Genomic DNA, 17,537 nt, shown 5'->3' with positions numbered 1-17,537 from the left:
GACGCCCCCCGGAGTGCTTGGAACGGAACTCGACATCTCGATGCCGTACACGGGGCAATCGAGCGTCGCCGTCGCCGTCGCCGTCGCCGTCACCGCATCAGAGCAAACCTCGCACCAGCCGAAAGGCCTCCTTTGACAACAGGCCGTCCGCGACGACTGCACGCGTGCTTGCGCGACTTGAGGAGGCCGTCGAGCAAGCGTCAGGGCGCGACGATCCGTCCCGGCGCGGCCTCGGCGCCGTTCTGGGAGTGGCAGCTGTTGCAATCGCCGCTCATCTGCGCGGTGAGCATCTTGCGCTCCTTGTCGCCCTTCACCACCCGTGCGGTGATCGGGAACTTGACGGGAGTGCGATCTTGGAACGTGTCGAAGAGGAAGTTGCCCGACGAGTTGACCGGCAGCTTGATCACCCGCGCGTCCGCGGTCGTGATCTCGACGAACACCTTCTCGGCGTCCCCGTCGACGCCGAGGCAGTTATCGGGCTCGTGCCCGGTCGGGTAGACGGTGCCGACGATCGGCAGGCGCGTCGCGACCCGCGGCTCCTTCATCGAGTGGCAGGTCCGGCACGCCATGCCTGGATGCATGTGCGGCGATTCCTCATCGCCCTTCGTCCAGTGCTGGTCGCTGGTGCACACCGGAGGCTGCGCGAACGGATCGTCGCCGCCCGCGCCGCTCGTGACGCCCGAACCGCCCGCGCCGCTCGTGACGCCCGAACCGCCCGAGCCGCCAGAGCCGCCAGAGCCGGTCGCGTCGCCTGAACCGGTCGCGTCGCCTGAGCCGCTCGTCGGGTCCTCGTTTCCCGTGCCCGTCGTGTTCGTCGTGGTGGCCGACGTGGTCGGTCCCTCGCCGCTCGAGCTCGTCTCGTCGCCGCCCGCCGAGCCCGTCCCGTTCTCCGCGCCGGCGCCCTCCCCCGCATCGCCGCAGGCCACCAAAAGGATCGCTCCAACAAGAGTGAAGAACCGTGTCATCGCATGAACCTCCATCCAGCCTGCCTACGGACGATCGATCCCGGCCTGTCGGGGTGGGTCACGATCCGAGGCATGCAATTGCATCTCGCGACTCTCGATGATCTTTCGCGTCGACGCAATAGCTCGATCGCGCTCTCGCATGGAGGCTACCGCCAGCGGGCGTCGTGTCATTGCACGGCGACGCCACACCGCCGCGCGAAATGTGCAGCATCACGCGCGGACGGTGGTGCGCACTGCATTTCCGGGCATGCTGACGAGAGGCGTGCGGAGATGGATGGAAGGCAGCCAGCTCGATGCACCGATGAATTCTGGACACGGCCTCGATTTCTCATGAGAGCGGAGCGGACGAGGCCTTCTGGATCAACAACCGCTTGTAGCGTGCTTCGTTGAGGAGGACCGCCCCGCAGCTGTGGAGAAGGCGGCCCCTTCATTGCGCGGGCACGTTGTTGATATAGCGTTTCGCTTTCAGGAAGCCGCGGACCTCTCAAGTGCTGTTGATGTCGCGTTTCGCTTTCAGGAAGCCGCGGACCTCTCAAGTGCTGTTGATGTCGCGTTTCGCTTTCAGGAAGCCGCGGACCTCACAAATGCTGTTGATGTAGCGTTTCGCTTTCAGGAAGCACGCCCACCTTGAGCTTGCCTCGTACGAGCCCACGTCGCACCGCGACCCCATGGGCCGCTCTCCCGGCGACCGTCGCTTCGCCAGCAGCGACAGTCGTCCCGGTGATCAGGGGCTACAAGCGCTCGGACGCGCGCATCCAGGAGGACATCTGCGAGGTGCTCTCGGACCGTGACGACATCGACGTGAGCGACGTCACGGTCCGGGTGGAGAACGCCGAGGTCACGGTGCCCCGGCGCCACCACGAGCGCATCATCGAGCGCCGGGAGGCATCTTCTCGGGGTTCTTGCGCCAGAACTCCCTCTGGCACCACGTTGGGAGGAGCTGCTCCACGATGACCCCTTCTGCCGAGAGCGCCTCTTCGTGCTCGTGCCAGTCGGTGTCGCACGCGTTCACGATGGTGCTCTGACCGCCGTCCGCTCGGTGCGCGAGGTGCGCCGCCACGAGCTTCTTGTCGGAGTTGTCGAAGCGAGCGAGCGCCTCGGGCACGACGGCGTACTCGCCGTCGTACTTCACGGAGACGAACGCCGCCGTCCGGAGCTTCTCCATCGCCACGACGATGCCGTAGTCCTGGGCCGTCAGCTTCCTCCTGTACTCGCGCAGGATGCCGCGGGCCCTGTCCATGATCAGGCGGCGCCCGCCGTCGGCTCGAAACTCCTTGAGCCACGCGAAGACGACCCTCCGCTCGCTCGTGGGGACGTGCGTGTCCTTGAACGGCGAGGCGGGGTCGGCGGCGCTCGCGACGATGAGCACGTTGGTGTCGACGACATGATCAGCCACGTTGCTCGTCCTTCTCCATGCGGTCGAGCATCCGCTCCATCTGCCGCTCGACCTCGCCCACCGTGTCACCGAAGAACTTGTCGGGCCAGTTCGCGACCCGACCGTACTCGTTCACCTCGAGCGGCTCCAGCACCGACTCCCCCTCATTGCACCGCGCAAAGTACATGGCGCACTCGTCCGGCGTGATGCGCTCCTCGGCCATCAGCGTCTGGATCCGCCGGAAGAGGTGCTCCGAGTGCGTCTCCACGAGGAGCTGCACCCTGCGCTCCCGCACGGCCTCGACGAGCAGATCGCCGAGCGCCGATTGCGCCAGCGGGTGCAGGTGGAGCTCGGGCTCCGACATGATGACCGTCGAGCCCTCGGGCGCGAAGTACGCCGCGGTGACCACGGGCAGGACCTGGGAGACCCCGAACCCGACGTCGAGCAGGTTGGTCCGGTGGCCCTGGAAGGTGATCATGACCTGGAAGAACGTCGTCGCCTGGCGCTCGATCTCCATCCTGTCCGCGACCCCGAGCCGCGCGAGCCCTGCGGAGACCTGCTCGACGAGGCGGCCCCGCTCGGACCCGTCGGCGTGGCGGCCGACGAGGCTCGCGATCAGCGCCGGGATCGCGTGCTCGCCGCTCGATCCGAGCTGTCCGATCGAGCGCCCCGTCCAGGCGTAGTGGCGCGTGGGCACGCTCCGGTGGGGCCCGAGGTAGGCGAGCCGCTGGAGCTCCCGCGTCAGCGCGAGCGCGAGATCCTGCGCGTCGGGCCCCGCGGCGCCGAGCGCGGCGACCGCGTCGGCCGAAAAGCCGACGGAGCGCTCGGGCTCGTAGGTGCGCCGGGCCCGCCGGTCGTCGGGCAACGGGCCACCCGGGGCGGAGAGCGCGTAGGCGCCGTCTCGCTGGCGCGCGACGGCGTAGGCGCCCTCGCCGGTGGCGTACGAGAGCCGCTCCACGTAGGGATTCTCATCCTCGGCGGCGCCGTACTCCACCTCGTAGTCCACGGAGTCGAGCACGCGCGGCGCGGCCCCCTTTCCGATGCTCACGGGGCCGAACGTCAGGCGGAAGCCGAGCCCGGCGCGCACATCGCCCCCCGAGACGACGTCGGAGAGCCTGCCGAGGTCCAGCATCTCACCGGGATGTCCACCCAGGTTGAGCGCCAGGAGCCGGTCGGGCGACTCGATGGTTTGCTTCAGGAGCAAGAGCGGCTGGAGCAGGCTCGTCTTGCCGGCCGAGTTGACGCCGAGCACCAGCGTGAGCGGCCTGAGGTCGAACGCATGTGCGCCACGCCAGGACTTGAAATCCCGGAGTCCGAGCTTCGTGAACATCCTCTGTCTCCCTTTCCACGGAGGGCTCGCGCCGCAATGGGGTTCCCTGGTCTGTTGCTCGAAACGCCGGACGCGCAGCTCAGCGGTCCGGCGGATCGGCCCGGTAGCCCGGCTTCGGACCGGCCGACACGGAGGGCGCCGCGGCGCCTGGCTTGGCGCCCGCGGCGCTCGGCGCGCCGGGCGGCGCCGTCGCGGGCGCGCCCGCGCCGCCCGTCTCGCCCCCGGCCCCGACGAAGCGCACCCGCCCGAACCGCCGCGCCCTGTGGAAGTTCCCCTCCCCCAGGATGGGCGACCACGCCGCCCCGCCGTTGTTCTGCATGGCGTAGAAGTTCATCCGCCACGCGTCCCCCGGCGCCGGCGGCGCGGCCTTCGCCTTCGTGAACGAGCTCCACGGGATCTTCGCCTCGACCACGTACCCCCGGTCCTCGTCCGAGCCGTCGTCGATCGTCCCTCTCAGCGCGACCGCGCTCGCGAGCCCCGCGCTCCACTCCTCGTGACCGAAAGGCCCGCCGGGGCCGCCCCTTGGAGCGTTGTAGTCGTCGAACTGCGAGTCGAAGACGAGGTTCTGAGGGCTTATCTGGATCTCGTAATAGTCCTTGTTGTCCCCGTCGCCGTCAGGGTCGATCATCACCTCGACGGTGTCCCGCTCCCAGAGGTGCGGATCCCGCGCGCCCTCGGGGAACCCGCCGGTGATCGTCCTGTCGCCGACGTCGAATCCGACGTAGAGGAACCCGTCGTCCCAGAGCAGCCGCGCCTCGCCCTGCGTCGGCAGCGACGGATCCTCGCGGCCCGTGCCCACGTTGACGAACGGGCCTGTCGTCGCCGCCGCCTGCCACGCCGGCTCGTCGAGGCGGCCGTCGACGGCGATCACCGCGCCGGGCGCGAGCTTGCGCACCGAGAGCTCTTTCACGACGGCAGGCGGTCTTCTCCCGCTCTGGCCGGCGCCGCTGCTCGCCGGCGCGGGCGCGCGACCCGTCGCCCCGGACGGCGCGGCTTCCTGCTCGCCGCCGCCGCCCCGGGAGCACGCGGCGGCGAAGGCCACGGCGACCAGCGCGAGCGCCAGCAGGCGAGCGTGTGCGCCGTGAGGACCGTGCGCGCCTTGCGCACCGCCGACAGCGCGCCGCCGGCAGCAGGGCCCGAGCACGCGACGGCCGCTACTTCCGCCCCTTCTTGCGGGCGTCGCGCTCGCGCTTGCGCTGCGCCTTCTTGGCGTTGCGCTCGGAGGCGCTAAGCGTCTTCATCTTCGTCATGTTCGGGCCGCCCGCGCCGGCGCCCGGGAAGCCGCCCATGCCCGGCATCCCCATCCCGGGCATCCCCGGAAAGCCCATGCCTGGGAAGCCTCCCATGCCCGGCATCCCCATCCCGGGCATCCCCATCCCGGGCAGGCCGCCGCCGGCCATCATCTGCTTCTGCATCTCGCGCAGGTTCTTGGCCATGTTCATCTGCTTCATGCCGGGGATCTTGCCCAGGAGGCCCATGTTCTGGCCGAGGCCGCTCATCATCTGGCGCATGAAGAGGAACTTCTGGACGAGCTCGCTCACCGCCTCGGGCTTCGAGCCCGAGCCCTTCGCGATGCGCTCCACCCGCTTCGGCTCGCGGACCAGCGCGTACGGGTCGCTCTTCTCGAAGCGGGTCATCGACTGGATGATCGCCTCGATGCGGACGAGCTCGCGGTCGTCGAGGTTCACGTCCTGCGGCAGGCCGCCCGGGAACATGCCGCCGAGGGGCAGCTTGTCGACGAGGTCCTTCAGCGACCCCATCTTCTGGATCATCCGCACCTGATCGAGGAAGTCCTCGAGCGTGAAGTCGCCCTGGAGCATCCGCGCGGCGTCCTTCTCGGCCTTCTTCTGGTCGACGACCTCCTCGAAGTCCTGCATGAGGCCGACGACGTCGCCCATGCCGAGGATGCGGCTCGCCATGCCGTCGGCGCGGAACGGCTCGAACTTGTCCGTCGTCTCGCCGATGCCGGTGAAGAGCACCGGCGCGCCCGTCACCTCCTTGATGCTGAGCGCCGCGCCGCCGCGGGCGTCGCCGTCGAGCTTCGTCAGCACGACGCCGCCGATCGACAGCCGCTCGTTGAAGCCGCGCGCCGTCTTCACGGCGTCCTGGCCGATCATCGCGTCGACAACGAGGAAGATGTTCTCCGGCTTCGTCGCGTCCTTGATCTGCGCGAGCTCCTGCATGAGCGGCTCGTCGATCGCGAGGCGGCCGGCGGTGTCGTAGATGATGACGTCGCGGCCGAGCCGCTTCGCCTCGCCCCGCGCCGCGGCGCAGATGGCGACCGGCGACTCGCCCGGCACGTTGAACACGGGGATCTTGAGCGACTCGCCGAGGACCTTGAGCTGCTCGACGGCGGCGGGGCGCTGCATGTCGGCCGCGACGAGCAGCGGCTTTTTCCCCTGCTTCTCGAGGTAGCGCGAGAGCTTCGCACAGCTCGTCGTCTTACCGGAGCCCTGGAGGCCGACCATCATGATGCCCGTGGGCCCGCCGTCGGCCCAGGCGATCTCGTCGCCCTCGTGGGTCATCATCGCCTCGAGCTCGTCGTGGCAGATCTTGATGAAGTGGTCGCTCGCCGAGACCTGGTGGACCTCGCCGGCGTGCTTCACGCGCGTCTCGAGGGTGCGGCCGACCGCGGCCTCCTTGACCCGGGCGAGGAACGCCTTGACCACCCCGATCTCGACGTCCGCCTCGAGCAGGCTGAGCCTTACCTCGCGGAGCGCGACGTCGATGTTGCTCGCGGTGAGCTCCGTGAGCCCGGCGAGGCGGTTTCTGGCCTGACGAAAGCCCCGTGTCAGCGTGTCGAACATGGCAGGGCGGTCTTAGCACAGGGGACCGCGAGCGCGGATCCCCTTGCCCTTTCCAGCGGCGAGCGACGCACGCCGCGGGCGCGGCCGGCGCCCCTCCCGGCGGGGGCGCAGCGCGGGCGCACCGGGGGCCGACGCGGGCGCCGCCGGCGGGACGCCGCCGATGCGGACGCGCCCGACGCGGGCCGTCACATCCCGCGCCGGCCCGAGCGGCGGAGGATCGCGAGCGCGTCGGCGCACCTCGGCATGACCTCGGCGCTCTCCTTGACCTTGGCGTCCGCCGCGGCGAGATCGGCCAGCGCGCCGGGTCCGGCGGCCCCGTCGGGCGCCTCGAGCAGGGCGCGGACGCGCGCCTCGGCGGCCGTCGCGTCGAGCAGCAGGCGGTAGGCCCGCGCGCACGTGTCCTTGGCGCTCGCGGCGGGCGGCGTCGACGCGGGCATCCGCTCGAGCTCCGCGAGCAGCGCCTCGCGCGCGGCGCGCGGCTCGCTCGGGGCGTCGCGGAGGACGTCGATGGCGTGCAGGAGCGCGTCCGCCTCCTTCTGCTCGGCCGACTGGCCGCACCCGGGCGCCGCCTGGACCACGGCGACGGCAGCGAGCGCCGCGGCGATCCGCTTCGCCGCGGCGGTTCGCCGCGCGGCCGTTTCTGCTGCGTTCGCCGTTCCTGCCGCCCCTGCTGCGCTCGCTGCCCCTGCTGCGCTCGCCGTCCCTGCTGCGCCTGCCGCCCTCGCCGCCGTCCCTGCGCTGCCCGTCCTGCCGGGCCTCGTCATCACGCTGGGCGCCCTCAGTCGGCCGGCTTCGCGGGCGGACCCATCTGGATGCGCTCGCCGAGGTAGGAGCCGATCAGCGTGAAGAGCACGCCGATGAGCGCCATGATCACGTACATGAACAGCGGCATCGTCCGGACGGTCTGGCTGTGCAGGAGGTAGAAGACGGTCGGGATCGCGACGAGGAACGAGGCGACGACCGGCTCGAGGAAGGTCTTGCCGGGTGAGATCATGCCGAGGAGGACGCCGCCGATGAACCAGACGGGGATGGCGACGATCATCCCGTTCGACCCCTCGAAATCGAGCTGCTGCACGATCATGGGGAGGCCGCCGACGAGGGCCGCGGTGAGCACGCTCTGCAGGACGAGGGCGATGAGGCACCAGAGGATCGAGAAGCCCTCCTGCTGGTAGCGGCGGTTGCGGTCGAGCTCGGAGTCGCGGAAAGGCGCGAGCGAGCCCATCCTGGCGCCGCACGCGATGCAGCGCCCGCTCGCCGTCACGGAGGCGTTGTTCGCGCCGCACGACGGGCACACGATGGAGCTGTCGTTCTTCGAGGGCATCGCGGCTAGGCTAGGCAAGGCGCCGCGTGCGGGCAAGCGCGCGGCGCGGTCCCCCCTGCACCGCGGTCGTGCGAGCGGGGCGGCTCCCTGCACCGCGGCCGTGCGAGCGCGCGGCGAGCTCAGGGGCAGCCCCGTGAGGACGGTGGGCCGCTTGACGGTGCGCGCGGCGCCTAGCGACCATGCAGGCCCATGGCACGCACGGCCCCGGTCCCGAACATTCCCGCCATTCCCGGCATGAACCCGGGCACATTCATCCTGGGTGGCGGGGGCGGAGGGGGCGGCGGCCGCGGCCGCGGAGGGCGGGGCCGCGGCGGCGACCAGGGGGCGGGCGGCAAGAGCGGCGGCAAGGGGCCGCGAGGCGGCGGCAAGAACGCAGGCGCGTGCGGGCCGGGGAGCGGCGGCGGGTGCCCGAATCCGTCGCACGGGCGCGGGGGCGGCACGTCGGCCGGGGATCCGGTCGATCCGGTGACGGGGCGGGTCTACACCGCGAAGGCCGTAGATCTGGCGCTCGGCGGGATGATCTTGCCGCTCCGGATCGAGCGGAGCTACTCGTCGGAGACGAGCGACGTGGATCTGGGGCTCGGGTTCGGGTGGAGCCACTCGCTGGCGTGGGCGATCGAGGAGCGGCGGTGGACGCTGCGTGTCCTGGAGCCCCACGCGGCGCCGACCGAGGCGGAGATCCCCGAGCCGGGCCATCCCGTCCCGATGCCCTGTGGCGTGCTGAGGCGTCACGAGGGCGGCTACACGCTGGAGGCGGGCGGCGTGCTGCTCGTCTTCGGCGAGAGGGAGGAGAGCAGGTGGCTGCTGTCGCGCATCGTGGACCGGTACGACAACGAGATACGGCTCTCGTACGAGCGAGGGCGCCTGTCTCATGCGACCGACGCGGTGGGGCGGATGGTGCGGGTGCGTCGGCGCTCGGATGGAATGATCGCTGCGTTCGAGGTGAAGGACGAGTCGGCGGGAGGCGAATGGCGAGCTTTTCGGACGTACCGTTATGATGACCGCGGCGATCTGTTGGCGGCGCGCGACGCGGCGGGCCACGAGGAGCGGTACGAGTACGACGAAGAGCACCGCATGCTCCGGCGCCGCGAGCCTGGGGGATTGGTGGCGGAGTTCCGCTATGGCGACAATGGCCGCTGCGTGGAGGCGTGGTGCCATCGCGAGGGCAACGACGCGCTCGATCCTGACGTGCCGGACACGCTGGATGACCGGGCGACGAGGGCGAAGGGGTTCTGTCACGTCAAGATCGAGGACTGCGAGCACTTCGTCGAGGTGATCACCTCGCGCGCGATCCGGCGGATTGAAGGCAACCACCTGGACAAGGCGGACAAGGTCGCGTGGTACGGCGGCCTGCACTCCTACACGTTCGATGCCGCGGGCAACGTGCTGGCGTATCGGGACGCGCTGGGGCACTCGTGGAGCTGGGAGCGAGACGAGCTGGGCAGGCTGCGCGTCGCCACGGATCCGATGGGAGCGAGGGCCGCGTACGAGTACGACGAGCGCGGCTTCGTCAAAGAGGTGCGCGATGCCCTCGGCGGGTTCGCGCGCTACGAGCGGAACGCGCAAGGTGATGTGGTCGCGGTCGACGACGACCTCGGACCGGTGGTCCGCTTCCGCTACGACGAGCGCGGCTTGCTCGTCGAGGCGACGTTGCCGAACGGCGCTGTGACGCGGATGGCCTACGACGCGCTCGGCAATCGTGTGGAGGTGATCGAGCCGGACGGCGCGCGGCGGCAGATTCGTTATGATTTCCTGGGACGGGTGACGAGCTTCGTCGACGAGCGCGGGCTGGAGACGTCGTATGGATACGACCCCTGCGGAAGGCTGCTCCGTGTGCGGCGGCCGAGCGGCGCGACCGACTGGTACGGTTATGATGTCGACGGGAACCTGTCGGAGATCGCGGACGCCGATGGGCGGGTGACGACGCTGCGGTGGGGCGGCATCGGGGCGGTGACCGAGGTGGTGAGGCCGGACGGGAGCGCCGTGCGGTACTTCTACGACCGGGAGCAGGACCTCGTGCGGGTGGTGAACGAATCCGGCGAGGAGCACCGGTACGGGCGGCGCGGCGAGGGGCGGATCGACGAGGAGCGGACGTTCGACGGGCGGCGGATCCACTACCGTCACGATGTGATGGGGCGGATCACGCAGATCCGGGACGGCGTGGGTCAGATCGAGTTCGCCTACGACCCGTACGGCCGGCTCGTGAGCCGGAGCTTCACGGATGGGCGGACGGAGAGCATCGGTTATGACCTGCTCGGCCGGATCGAGCACGTGACGAGCGGAGAGGTGGCGTGCGAGTACACCCACGACGCGCGCGGGAGGGTGGTGCGGGAGACCGTGACGCAGGGCGAGCGGCGGACGGTGGTGGAGACGGCGCACGACGCGCTGGGCAAGGCGGTGCGCACGAGCGGGCCGTTCGGTCGGATGGAGATCGCGCGCGACGTGGTGGGGCGACCGGTGGCGGTGGCGGTCGGAGACGTCGGCGCGCAGGCGATGAAGTTGCGGATGACGTACGATCCAGCGGGCCACCTGGTCGACCGCTTGCTGGCCGCGGGAGGGCGTATATCGGAGGGGGTGACGCCGGATGGACTCCCGTCCGGGGTCCAGGTGATGGGCCCCAGGGCGACTCCTGCGGTGCGACCGGGCGAGCCGGCGTGGGTGGGGCCGCTGCAGCATGAGGTGACGTTCGCGCAAAGCTACGAGTGGTCGGCGGCCGGGCTGCTCGGCGCGGTGGGCAGCGGCGAAGCGGACGCGGCGTATGTGGAGTACCTGCGCGACGCGCAGGGGCGGGTGGTGGGGCGGCAGCGGGTGAACGGAGCGCGTCGGGAGCTGATCGAGGGATATCGCCACGGGCCTGGCGGGGAGCTCCACGAGAGCGCCGCGCCGCGGGAGTATGCGCCAGGCGGGCAGCTCAGGAGGCGGGGAGGCGCGGAGCTCGCGTATGACGAGCGCGGGCGGATGACGAGCAAGCGGCTGCCGGACGGGCGCGTCGCTCGCTTCGAGTGGGGCGACGACGATCTGCTCCAGGCGGTGCGGTTGCCGGACGGGCGGGTGGTGCGCTTCGCCTACGACCCGTTCGCGCGGCGGCTGGAGAAGCGGGTCGAGCGGGGGCGCGACCGGGTGGTGGAGAGCGTGACGCGGTATACCTGGAGCGGGGACGCGCTGGTGTACGAGCTCCGCGAGCTGTTCCCGGAAGCGGGCGGGGAGCCGGTGGTGGAAGAGCGGACGTATGCGGTGCTGCCGGAGGGCGTGACGCCGCTCGCGGACCGGGTGCGGCGGGGCGACAGCGACGAGGTGCGGTACTACGTCGAGGCGCCGAACGGGATGCCTGCGGCGCTGGTGGGCGGCGACGGACGGCTCCTCGGCGAGCTCGAGGCATCGCTGTTCGGCAAGGTCGACAGGGAGCAGGCCGGGCTGACGCCCGTGCGGTTTCCGGGGCAGTACGCCGACGAGGAGACGGGGCTCTACTACAACCGGTACCGGTACTATGATCCGGAGACGGGGCAGTACCTGAGCCCGGAGCCCATCCGGTTGGAGGGGAGTTTGATGGCATATGCGTACACCGACGGATGGCCCATCGACTTCGCCGACATCGATGGTTTGATGCGATGTACCATCACACGTAGGGATGGCTCAGCCGTGGAGGACGTTAGCGGATTCAACGATCCACTGACCGGAAACAGAAGGACACCTGACCAGCTTCATCCAGCCGTTCAGGCTGCCTTGCCTCCGTCCAACGCTCGAGGTCCGGCATCGCGAACGCCCTCGTCGGGCTGCGCGGAACCATGGGCGTTGTCCAGGCATCTTGACGACTGGGAATCCCGCAACGCGCCGAAGACTTGCCGACCAGAAGATCCGAGATGGCGAGATAACCTCAAGGCTGCACTCGGAGAAATCAACCCCCGCGGAGGCATTGCGTCTGCGGAGGTCGACTTGCCGCGGGCATCTTGTCCGAACTGCTCTCAAACGATCCCTCGTCTCTGGGCGCTCGCCGGCCAGATGCCGCCGAACGGCGTGATCGCCCCAGGCTACCAGGGGAAGAGGCGGAGGGGACCAGTCGGGCCGACGACCGATCCTGCGCCTCTCTATTTCCACCACCAGTCGTCAAATCATCTCGCCAGCACGAGTGACTATGGCGTTCGCCAGCTCGGCACCTGGAGTCACGGCGAAACTGGATGGAAGCGCCGTCCCCAGAGGTGAGAGCCATGCACATCTACTCGTCGCGCATGCTGAAGTATCTATCAGGACCCCAGAGCAGCTTCAGGCCATGGTCACCCGATGCCTTGCAGAGAGTCGAGCGCGAGCATGGGCCGCTATCGAAGAAGCATTGGGAGATCGAGAAATCGCTGTTCGAGGCCGGTGGACGTCGCGGCTCTCCAGTCATTGGACCCTATGTCTTCGGAGCTGCCGAGTGTCTTCGCGAGGGCAATGCACCGCTATACAATCGGAGCGCCGTTGACGGCTCGCGCGCGACGCTGTTTGCCTGCTCACCGCGCGGCGGGCTCTATGTGTCACCCTCGGGTTCGGTCGAAGATCATCGGGGGTACTTTATTGGTCGTGAGGCCCACTCTGTGATCGAGCGACTCGCAATGATCGAGGGGCGCGAGTGGCTGCCCATGCGAGCGGTCCTCGTTGGACACTGTCCAGACATGACGCTAAAACGATCGAATCTAAGATCAATACGGGAAGCCAGCGACGGCTCTGTTGAGGTTTGGGCGGACGAAGACGCCCTGATCGTGACAAAATCGCTCAATGGCAACAGAGCGTACTTTGGATCGTTCGAATCGATGAGTCGAGTTCTTCGAGCCCTGTCTTCATCGAGCATTTTCGTTTACATAGAATCGGACTCTCCGGTTGAGCGCATAGACTCGGACGACGTCGAGTGGACGGCTCCGCTCGAGAGCAAGGCGCAATACAACATGAATGGTGAACGACTGATCGGGAGCGACCCCTCCGCACGACTCACGTTCGAGGCAACCGGTCGCAAGGGGCGCGTCGTCGAGAAGAAGGTATTCCACCGCGACCGCACAGAAGTCACGCGTTACGCCGCGGCCTCCAGATATCTTGAAAAACTCGTTTCAAACCGAGTCGTTCGTCATTGTGATATACATGGCCTGTTTCGCGACCCGACGCTCGCAGGCGGATTCGATGCGTTGGCCACCGAACTCGAGCGACGGGATCTGCCATTTCATGATGCGTGGTTCGAGTTCGAGGAGAAATTTGGTGGGATCGCCTGGGAGAACATCCATCTCCGTCGCATGGAGATGTCTTTGGGGATATGGCAGTGCTTGTCCGCCTCTGTGAAGGACGAGCCTGCGTGGCGAATCAAGTCGGGCCAGCTCGCCCCAGATGTATGGCCAACGGCGCGCTTCGGGGAACGTCATCTCATCTTGGCAGGGGCCATGGACAATTTTGACGATCAGCTATTCGTCGATGATCACGGCGTCGTGTATCGGCTCGTGGGTCTGCTCGACGAGCTCAGCGCGGAAGCGACGGACGGTCGCTCGTTCCTCGAGAAAATGGCCGCCGAATGGGAGATGTACGGATCGATTGAGGAGTCGGCCCCTACGACGATTGATGCAGATATGTCAGAGGAGCTCGTTGGACGACTGTCGCTCTCACCTCTGGAGGAGGCTTCGGACGCGGTGTCACGCGTGTTTCGTAGCGACCAGCTCTGGGTTTGGCAGCATCTCGCCTTTGCTTCCAACACGGCCAAGACGACGCTGGTAGCGCGTACGCCGCAGGCGGTCGTTGATGCGGTCAAGATCGCGCGCGAAATAGATCCGAGCGTCGGTGTTTCCGTGCGGAGAGACCTCCCGGGGGGGCGAGCGCGCCTCTCCGCGCTCCGCGCTGCGGGGATGAGTGTGCGGGAAATGTTCTGAAATAGTGGCTCTTTCCGTGGGTGCCAATCCGTCGGCGCCGAGGCGCAGCCTTGAGCGGCCCTTCGCCCGTGTCCTGCGCGCCGCGACCGGCATCCTGCGCGCCCATGGCCGCCACGCCCGAGCCCGCTCCTCCCCTCGCCCGCGTCGCCGCGGCCGTCCTCATCGAGCGCGGCCGCGTCCTGCTCACCCAGCGCAAGGCGGGCGCGCGCATCGAGGCGCCTGGGAGCTCTCCGGCGGCAAGGTCGAGGCCGGCGAGGACCGGCGAGACGGCGGTGCACCGCGGCCGGCGCTCCGGCTATATACTCGTCGAAGCGTGCCCACCGATCCGACCTCGACCCTGGAATCCATGACGCCCGGCCCGCGCGGCCCGGGCGGCGATGGCCTCGACGTGGCGGGGCCCGATCCGGAGCTGCTCGCGCTGCCGTCGCCGCCCAAGCAGGAGCGCACGGTCACGGTGGCGCTGATGGCGGCGACCGCGATCGCCGCGCTGTGGATGGCGGTCGCGCTCCTCGGCGAAGCGCGCTACGCGCTGTCGCCGGGCCAGCCGACGGACGTGGGAGAGCTCGCGTCGCTGCGCCCGCAGGCGGACCTCGCGAACCGCTACGTGCGGGCCGTGGGCCTGCTCGGGACGCGCGGCGCGATCCGGTACGGGCGGGCCGCGGAGGGCGACTCGTTCCGGCTGGCGCCGGTGGCCGGCAACCCGGGGTTGTGGGTGGAGATCCGGGTGCCGGAGGGCTTCGAGGGCCCGCGCTTCGTCCCGCCGAGCACGTTCGCGGGGCGGCTCGTGCCGTTCAAGGAGGCGGGCGTCCGGCACGCGCGGCTGGCCGCCGAGGTGGAGGAGCAGTCGGGGGCGGCCGTCACGGACGATGCCTGGCTGCTCATCGACGGCAGCTCGCCGCGCGCGTCGCGCTGGGCGGTCGCGCTCGTCGCCCTGTTCCTGGGGTTCGCCGGCTGGAACCTGTTCGGGATCGCGCGGGTGCTCCACCGAGTGCGGGACGCGAGGGACGCGCGCCGCGGTTCTTGACGCGCTCGCGGCAGGGGAGCAGGACGCTCCCCGTCCACCGATGCCCAAGGTCACGTTCGTCAACGAGCACAGGATGGTCGAGACCGCGCCGGGTCGTCTCCTCAGCGACATCGCGGCCGAGCTCGGGATAGCTGTCTGCCGCGAGGCGTTCCGGGGCACCGGCGTCGGCGATTACACGTGCTGGGTGAAGGGAGAGCCTGGCGCGACGTCGCCCCCGACGCTCCTGGAGAAGCTGCTCGGCGCGCGCGGCCAGCGGCGGATGGCGAACAGGACGCGCGTGCTCGGCGACGTGCAGGTGTGGACGCAGGCCGGCCCAGGCAACCGGCTGCGCACGCCGCGGCCGATCGCGCCGCCGCCGAGCCCGGCGACGGATCCGGAGGCCGCGCGCAAGCCCATCGACGCGAGCGGCAGCGCGGCGTTCCCGTACGGTGATCCGCGCGCGGTCGGCCAAGGCAAGCGCGAGCCGATCGCGGCGGGCGCGCTCGAGGCGAAGGCCGCGAAGGAGAAGAAGGCGAAGGCAGCCCCGGCGAAGGCGGCGGAGGGCGCGGCGAAGACACCGGAGGCCGCGGCGAATGCGCCGGAGGCCGCGGCACCCAAGGCCGCAAAGGCGCCGAAGGCTGCTGCCAAGGCGCCGGAGGCCGCGGCACTGGACGCCGTCGAGGCGCCGGAGGCCACGGTGCCGGAGCCTGCCGCCCAGGCGACGGAGGGCGCGGCGAAGACACCGGAGGCCGCGGTGTCGGAACCTGCTGCGAAGGCGCTGGAGGCTGCGGCGAAGACACCGGAGGCCGTGGTTCCGGAGCCTGCCGCCAAGGCGCCGGAGGCCGCGGAACCCGAGGCCGCGGCCGAGGCACCCGAACCAGCAACGGCAGCCAAGGAGACCGGCGGAGGGGCATCGGAGTAGCGCTCGTCGCGCGCTCACGTCACGCCGACGCCGGCGAAGTCGGAGGCGTCGATGGCCTGTTGTCTCGAAGATCCTCCCGCCCCCTGACGCCTTTAACAGGGCGTGAGTATGTTCTTAAGGCGCTGAAGCGGCTTCGTCGAAAGGATTGAGGAGCTTCACGCCCATACGCACAACGTCGCGGGTGTTGCGGGTGACCAGGATGAGGTTCTGCACAATGGCCGTGGCTGCGAGGAGGCCATCGGCGGTCGGTAATCTGTCGGGTACGGACAGGCGACGCCAGGTTTCTGCGATCTCCTGAGTGACTGGCAAGATTCGCCCACCAAACGAGACGAGGATGCGGTCGAACCACGTATCGGGTTCCCCTACCGTTGCCGGCACCCGGCAGAGCTTCCTCCTACCCCTGCCGGGTCTCCGCAGCGCTTCCCCCTATCCCTGCCGGCACCCGGCAGAGCTTCCCCCTACCCCTGCCGGGTCTCCGCAGCGCTTCTCCCTACCCCTGCCGGGTGTCGGCAGCGCTTCCTCTTCCCCCTGCCGGTACCCGGCAGCGCTTCCCCCTACCCCTGCCGGGTGTCGGCAGCGCTTCCCCTTCCCCCTGCCGGCACCCGGCAGCGCTTCCCCCTACCCCTGCCGAGCCTCCGCAGCGCGGATGCTCCGGAAGGCGCACGCCCCGACTCGGCCCCACGGTCGAGCACCCCTCTCCCCTGCGTCGACAGATCCCGCGAAGCAGCCCCGATCTCATGTCGCGGTGCGCCGCGGTCGTCGTGGCGACGCGCTCCAGGTTGTGTGGCTGCCCGCGCCGCCCGGCGTGCTATGCACGCGCCGATGAGCGACGTGGTGGTGATCGGCGGCGGTGTGGCCGGGTGCGCCTCGGCGCTGGCCCTGGCTCGGCGCGGGCTGTCTGTCCGCGTCCTCGAACGCAACCAGGGCGAGGGCGCTTCCTGGGCGGCGGCGGGGATCATCGGCCCCCAGCTCGAGGCCGCGAGCGACGGCCCGCTCGCGCGGCTCTGCCTCGCGAGCCGCGCCCTGTACGCGGAGCTCGCCGCGTCGCTCGTCGAGGCGACGGGGATCGACGTCGGGTACCGGCAGAGCGGCGCCCTCCGCGTGGCGTTCACCGCCGAAGGTCGCGAGGAGATCGCGGGCGAGATCGCGTGGCAGCGCGAGGCCGGCCTCGCCGTGGAGATCTGCGACGGCGACGGGGCGCGCGCGCACGCGCCGGCGCTCTGCGACGAGGTCGCCGGCGGCGTGTGGCTCGCCGACGAGGCGCGCATCGATCCGCCGTCGCTCATGCGCGCGCTGCGCATCGCGGCGGAGCGCGCGGGCGTGCAGTTCAGCACCGGGGCGACCGTCCGGCGCATCGTGGTCGAGCGGGAACACGCGCGCGGCGCGCAGCTCGAGGACGGGACGAAGGTCGAGGCGCGCTGGACGGTGATCGCCGCCGGGAGCTGGTCGTCCCTGCTCGACGCGTCGGGCCTCGCGCCCTCGGCGGTGCGCCCGGTCCGCGGGCAGATCGTCGAGCTCACGCCGGCGTCGCCGGTGCTCTCGCAGGTCGTCTACGGCCCCGGGTGCTACCTGTCGCCGCGCGACGACGGGCGCGTGCTCGTCGGCGCGACCGTGGAGTTCGCCGGCTACGTCACCGCGGTGACGTCGCGCGCCGTGCGCGACCTGCTGACCGCGGCGCTCCGGCTCGTGCCCGCGCTCGGCGACGTGCCGATCGGCAGGACGTGGGCCGGCCTCCGGCCCCACCCGAAGGACGCGCTGCCGATCCTCGGCCAGGGGGAGATCGCGAACCTCATCTTCGCGACAGGGCACTTCCGCAACGGCGTCCTGCTCGCCCCCGTGACCGCGAAGATCGTGGCAGCGCTGATCGCCGGAGAGGAGCCGCCGCTCGATCTGTCGCCCTTCTCGGCCAGGCGGCCCGGCATCGCCGGCTGA

13 protein-coding genes are annotated in these 17,537 nt (G+C 70.1%); 5 read left to right on the top strand and 8 right to left on the bottom strand.

Translation table 11 applies throughout. From position 1 onward, the window contains the following. Positions 1-200: 200 nt before the first annotated feature. From WME90_RS45040 to WME90_RS45010, 7 genes are all read right to left on the bottom strand, one after another. Positions 201-965, bottom strand: coding sequence for a hypothetical protein (locus WME90_RS45040; protein ID WP_437278276.1), 765 nt, complete (start codon positions 963-965; stop codon positions 201-203). Between the two features lie 868 nt (positions 966-1,833). Beyond that, positions 1,834-2,361 (bottom strand): hypothetical protein, encoded by a 528-nt coding sequence (locus WME90_RS45035; protein WP_437278275.1) that lies wholly within the window; start codon positions 2,359-2,361, stop codon positions 1,834-1,836. Further along, positions 2,354-3,670 (bottom strand): DUF3696 domain-containing protein, encoded by a 1,317-nt coding sequence (locus WME90_RS45030; RefSeq protein ID WP_437278274.1) that lies wholly within the window; start codon positions 3,668-3,670, stop codon positions 2,354-2,356. The genes WME90_RS45035 and WME90_RS45030 overlap by 8 nt, the downstream gene beginning before the upstream one ends. Positions 3,671-3,749: 79 nt before the next feature. Further along, positions 3,750-4,712 carry a carbohydrate-binding family 9-like protein gene (locus tag WME90_RS45025; RefSeq protein ID WP_437278273.1) on the bottom strand — a complete coding sequence of 321 codons (963 nt, stop codon included), beginning with the start codon at positions 4,710-4,712 and terminating at the stop codon, positions 3,750-3,752. 112 nt (positions 4,713-4,824) lie between these two features. Continuing rightward, positions 4,825-6,477, bottom strand: coding sequence for a signal recognition particle protein (gene ffh, locus WME90_RS45020; RefSeq protein ID WP_437278272.1), 1,653 nt, complete (start codon positions 6,475-6,477; stop codon positions 4,825-4,827). 185 nt (positions 6,478-6,662) lie between these two features. Then, complete coding sequence (locus WME90_RS45015) at positions 6,663-7,241, bottom strand: hypothetical protein (protein WP_437283743.1); 579 nt, start codon at positions 7,239-7,241, stop codon at positions 6,663-6,665. 14 nt (positions 7,242-7,255) lie between these two features. Further along, a complete protein-coding gene (locus tag WME90_RS45010; RefSeq protein ID WP_437278271.1) occupies positions 7,256-7,798 on the bottom strand; it encodes a hypothetical protein in 543 nt (180 codons plus the stop codon). Between the two features lie 189 nt (positions 7,799-7,987). On the opposite strand from WME90_RS45010, the gene WME90_RS45005 reads away from it, so the two are divergent. From WME90_RS45005 to WME90_RS44990, 4 genes are all read left to right on the top strand, one after another. Next, a complete protein-coding gene (locus WME90_RS45005; protein WP_437278270.1) occupies positions 7,988-11,998 on the top strand; it encodes an RHS repeat-associated core domain-containing protein in 4,011 nt (1,336 codons plus the stop codon). A gap of 5 nt (positions 11,999-12,003) precedes the next feature. Next, entirely contained in the window at positions 12,004-13,680 is a 1,677-nt protein-coding gene (locus WME90_RS45000; protein WP_437278269.1) for a hypothetical protein, read from the top strand. A gap of 313 nt (positions 13,681-13,993) precedes the next feature. Continuing rightward, positions 13,994-14,704 carry a hypothetical protein gene (locus WME90_RS44995; protein ID WP_437278268.1) on the top strand — a complete coding sequence of 237 codons (711 nt, stop codon included), beginning with the start codon at positions 13,994-13,996 and terminating at the stop codon, positions 14,702-14,704. Positions 14,705-14,744: 40 nt separating this feature from the next. Next, the gene (locus WME90_RS44990) at positions 14,745-15,605 is read left to right on the top strand and encodes a hypothetical protein (RefSeq protein WP_437278267.1); all 861 of its coding nucleotides are present in this window, start codon (positions 14,745-14,747) and stop codon (positions 15,603-15,605) included. 114 nt (positions 15,606-15,719) lie between these two features. Here WME90_RS44990 and WME90_RS44985 read toward each other — a convergent pair whose 3' ends face one another. Then, entirely contained in the window at positions 15,720-15,983 is a 264-nt protein-coding gene (locus WME90_RS44985; RefSeq protein WP_437278266.1) for a PIN domain-containing protein, read from the bottom strand. Between the two features lie 444 nt (positions 15,984-16,427). Here WME90_RS44985 and thiO point away from each other — a divergent pair, with 444 nt between their 5' ends. Then, a complete protein-coding gene (gene thiO, locus WME90_RS44980) occupies positions 16,428-17,537 on the top strand; it encodes a glycine oxidase ThiO (protein ID WP_437278265.1) in 1,110 nt (369 codons plus the stop codon).

The organism is Sorangium sp. So ce375 (genome assembly GCF_051473855.1).
Lineage (GTDB): Bacteria > Myxococcota_A > Polyangia > Polyangiales > Polyangiaceae > Sorangium.
This window is presented reverse-complemented; position numbering and strand designations above follow the sequence as displayed.

Bases quoted from the DNA above. Each gene is read 5' to 3' on its own strand.
- WME90_RS45010 (WP_437278271.1), bottom strand. From the start codon at position 7,798: ATGCCCTCGAAGAACGACAGCTCCATCGTGTGCCCGTCGTGCGGCGCG.
- WME90_RS45015 (WP_437283743.1), bottom strand. From the start codon at position 7,241: ATGACGAGGCCCGGCAGGACGGGCAGCGCAGGGACGGCGGCGAGGGCG.
- WME90_RS45030 (WP_437278274.1), bottom strand. From the start codon at position 3,670: ATGTTCACGAAGCTCGGACTCCGGGATTTCAAGTCCTGGCGTGGCGCA.
- thiO (WP_437278265.1), top strand. From the start codon at position 16,428: ATGAGCGACGTGGTGGTGATCGGCGGCGGTGTGGCCGGGTGCGCCTCG.
- WME90_RS45040 (WP_437278276.1), bottom strand. From the start codon at position 965: ATGACACGGTTCTTCACTCTTGTTGGAGCGATCCTTTTGGTGGCCTGC.
- WME90_RS45005 (WP_437278270.1), top strand. From the start codon at position 7,988: ATGGCACGCACGGCCCCGGTCCCGAACATTCCCGCCATTCCCGGCATG.
- ffh (WP_437278272.1), bottom strand. From the start codon at position 6,477: ATGTTCGACACGCTGACACGGGGCTTTCGTCAGGCCAGAAACCGCCTC.
- WME90_RS45000 (WP_437278269.1), top strand. From the start codon at position 12,004: ATGCACATCTACTCGTCGCGCATGCTGAAGTATCTATCAGGACCCCAG.
- WME90_RS44990 (WP_437278267.1), top strand. From the start codon at position 14,745: ATGCCCAAGGTCACGTTCGTCAACGAGCACAGGATGGTCGAGACCGCG.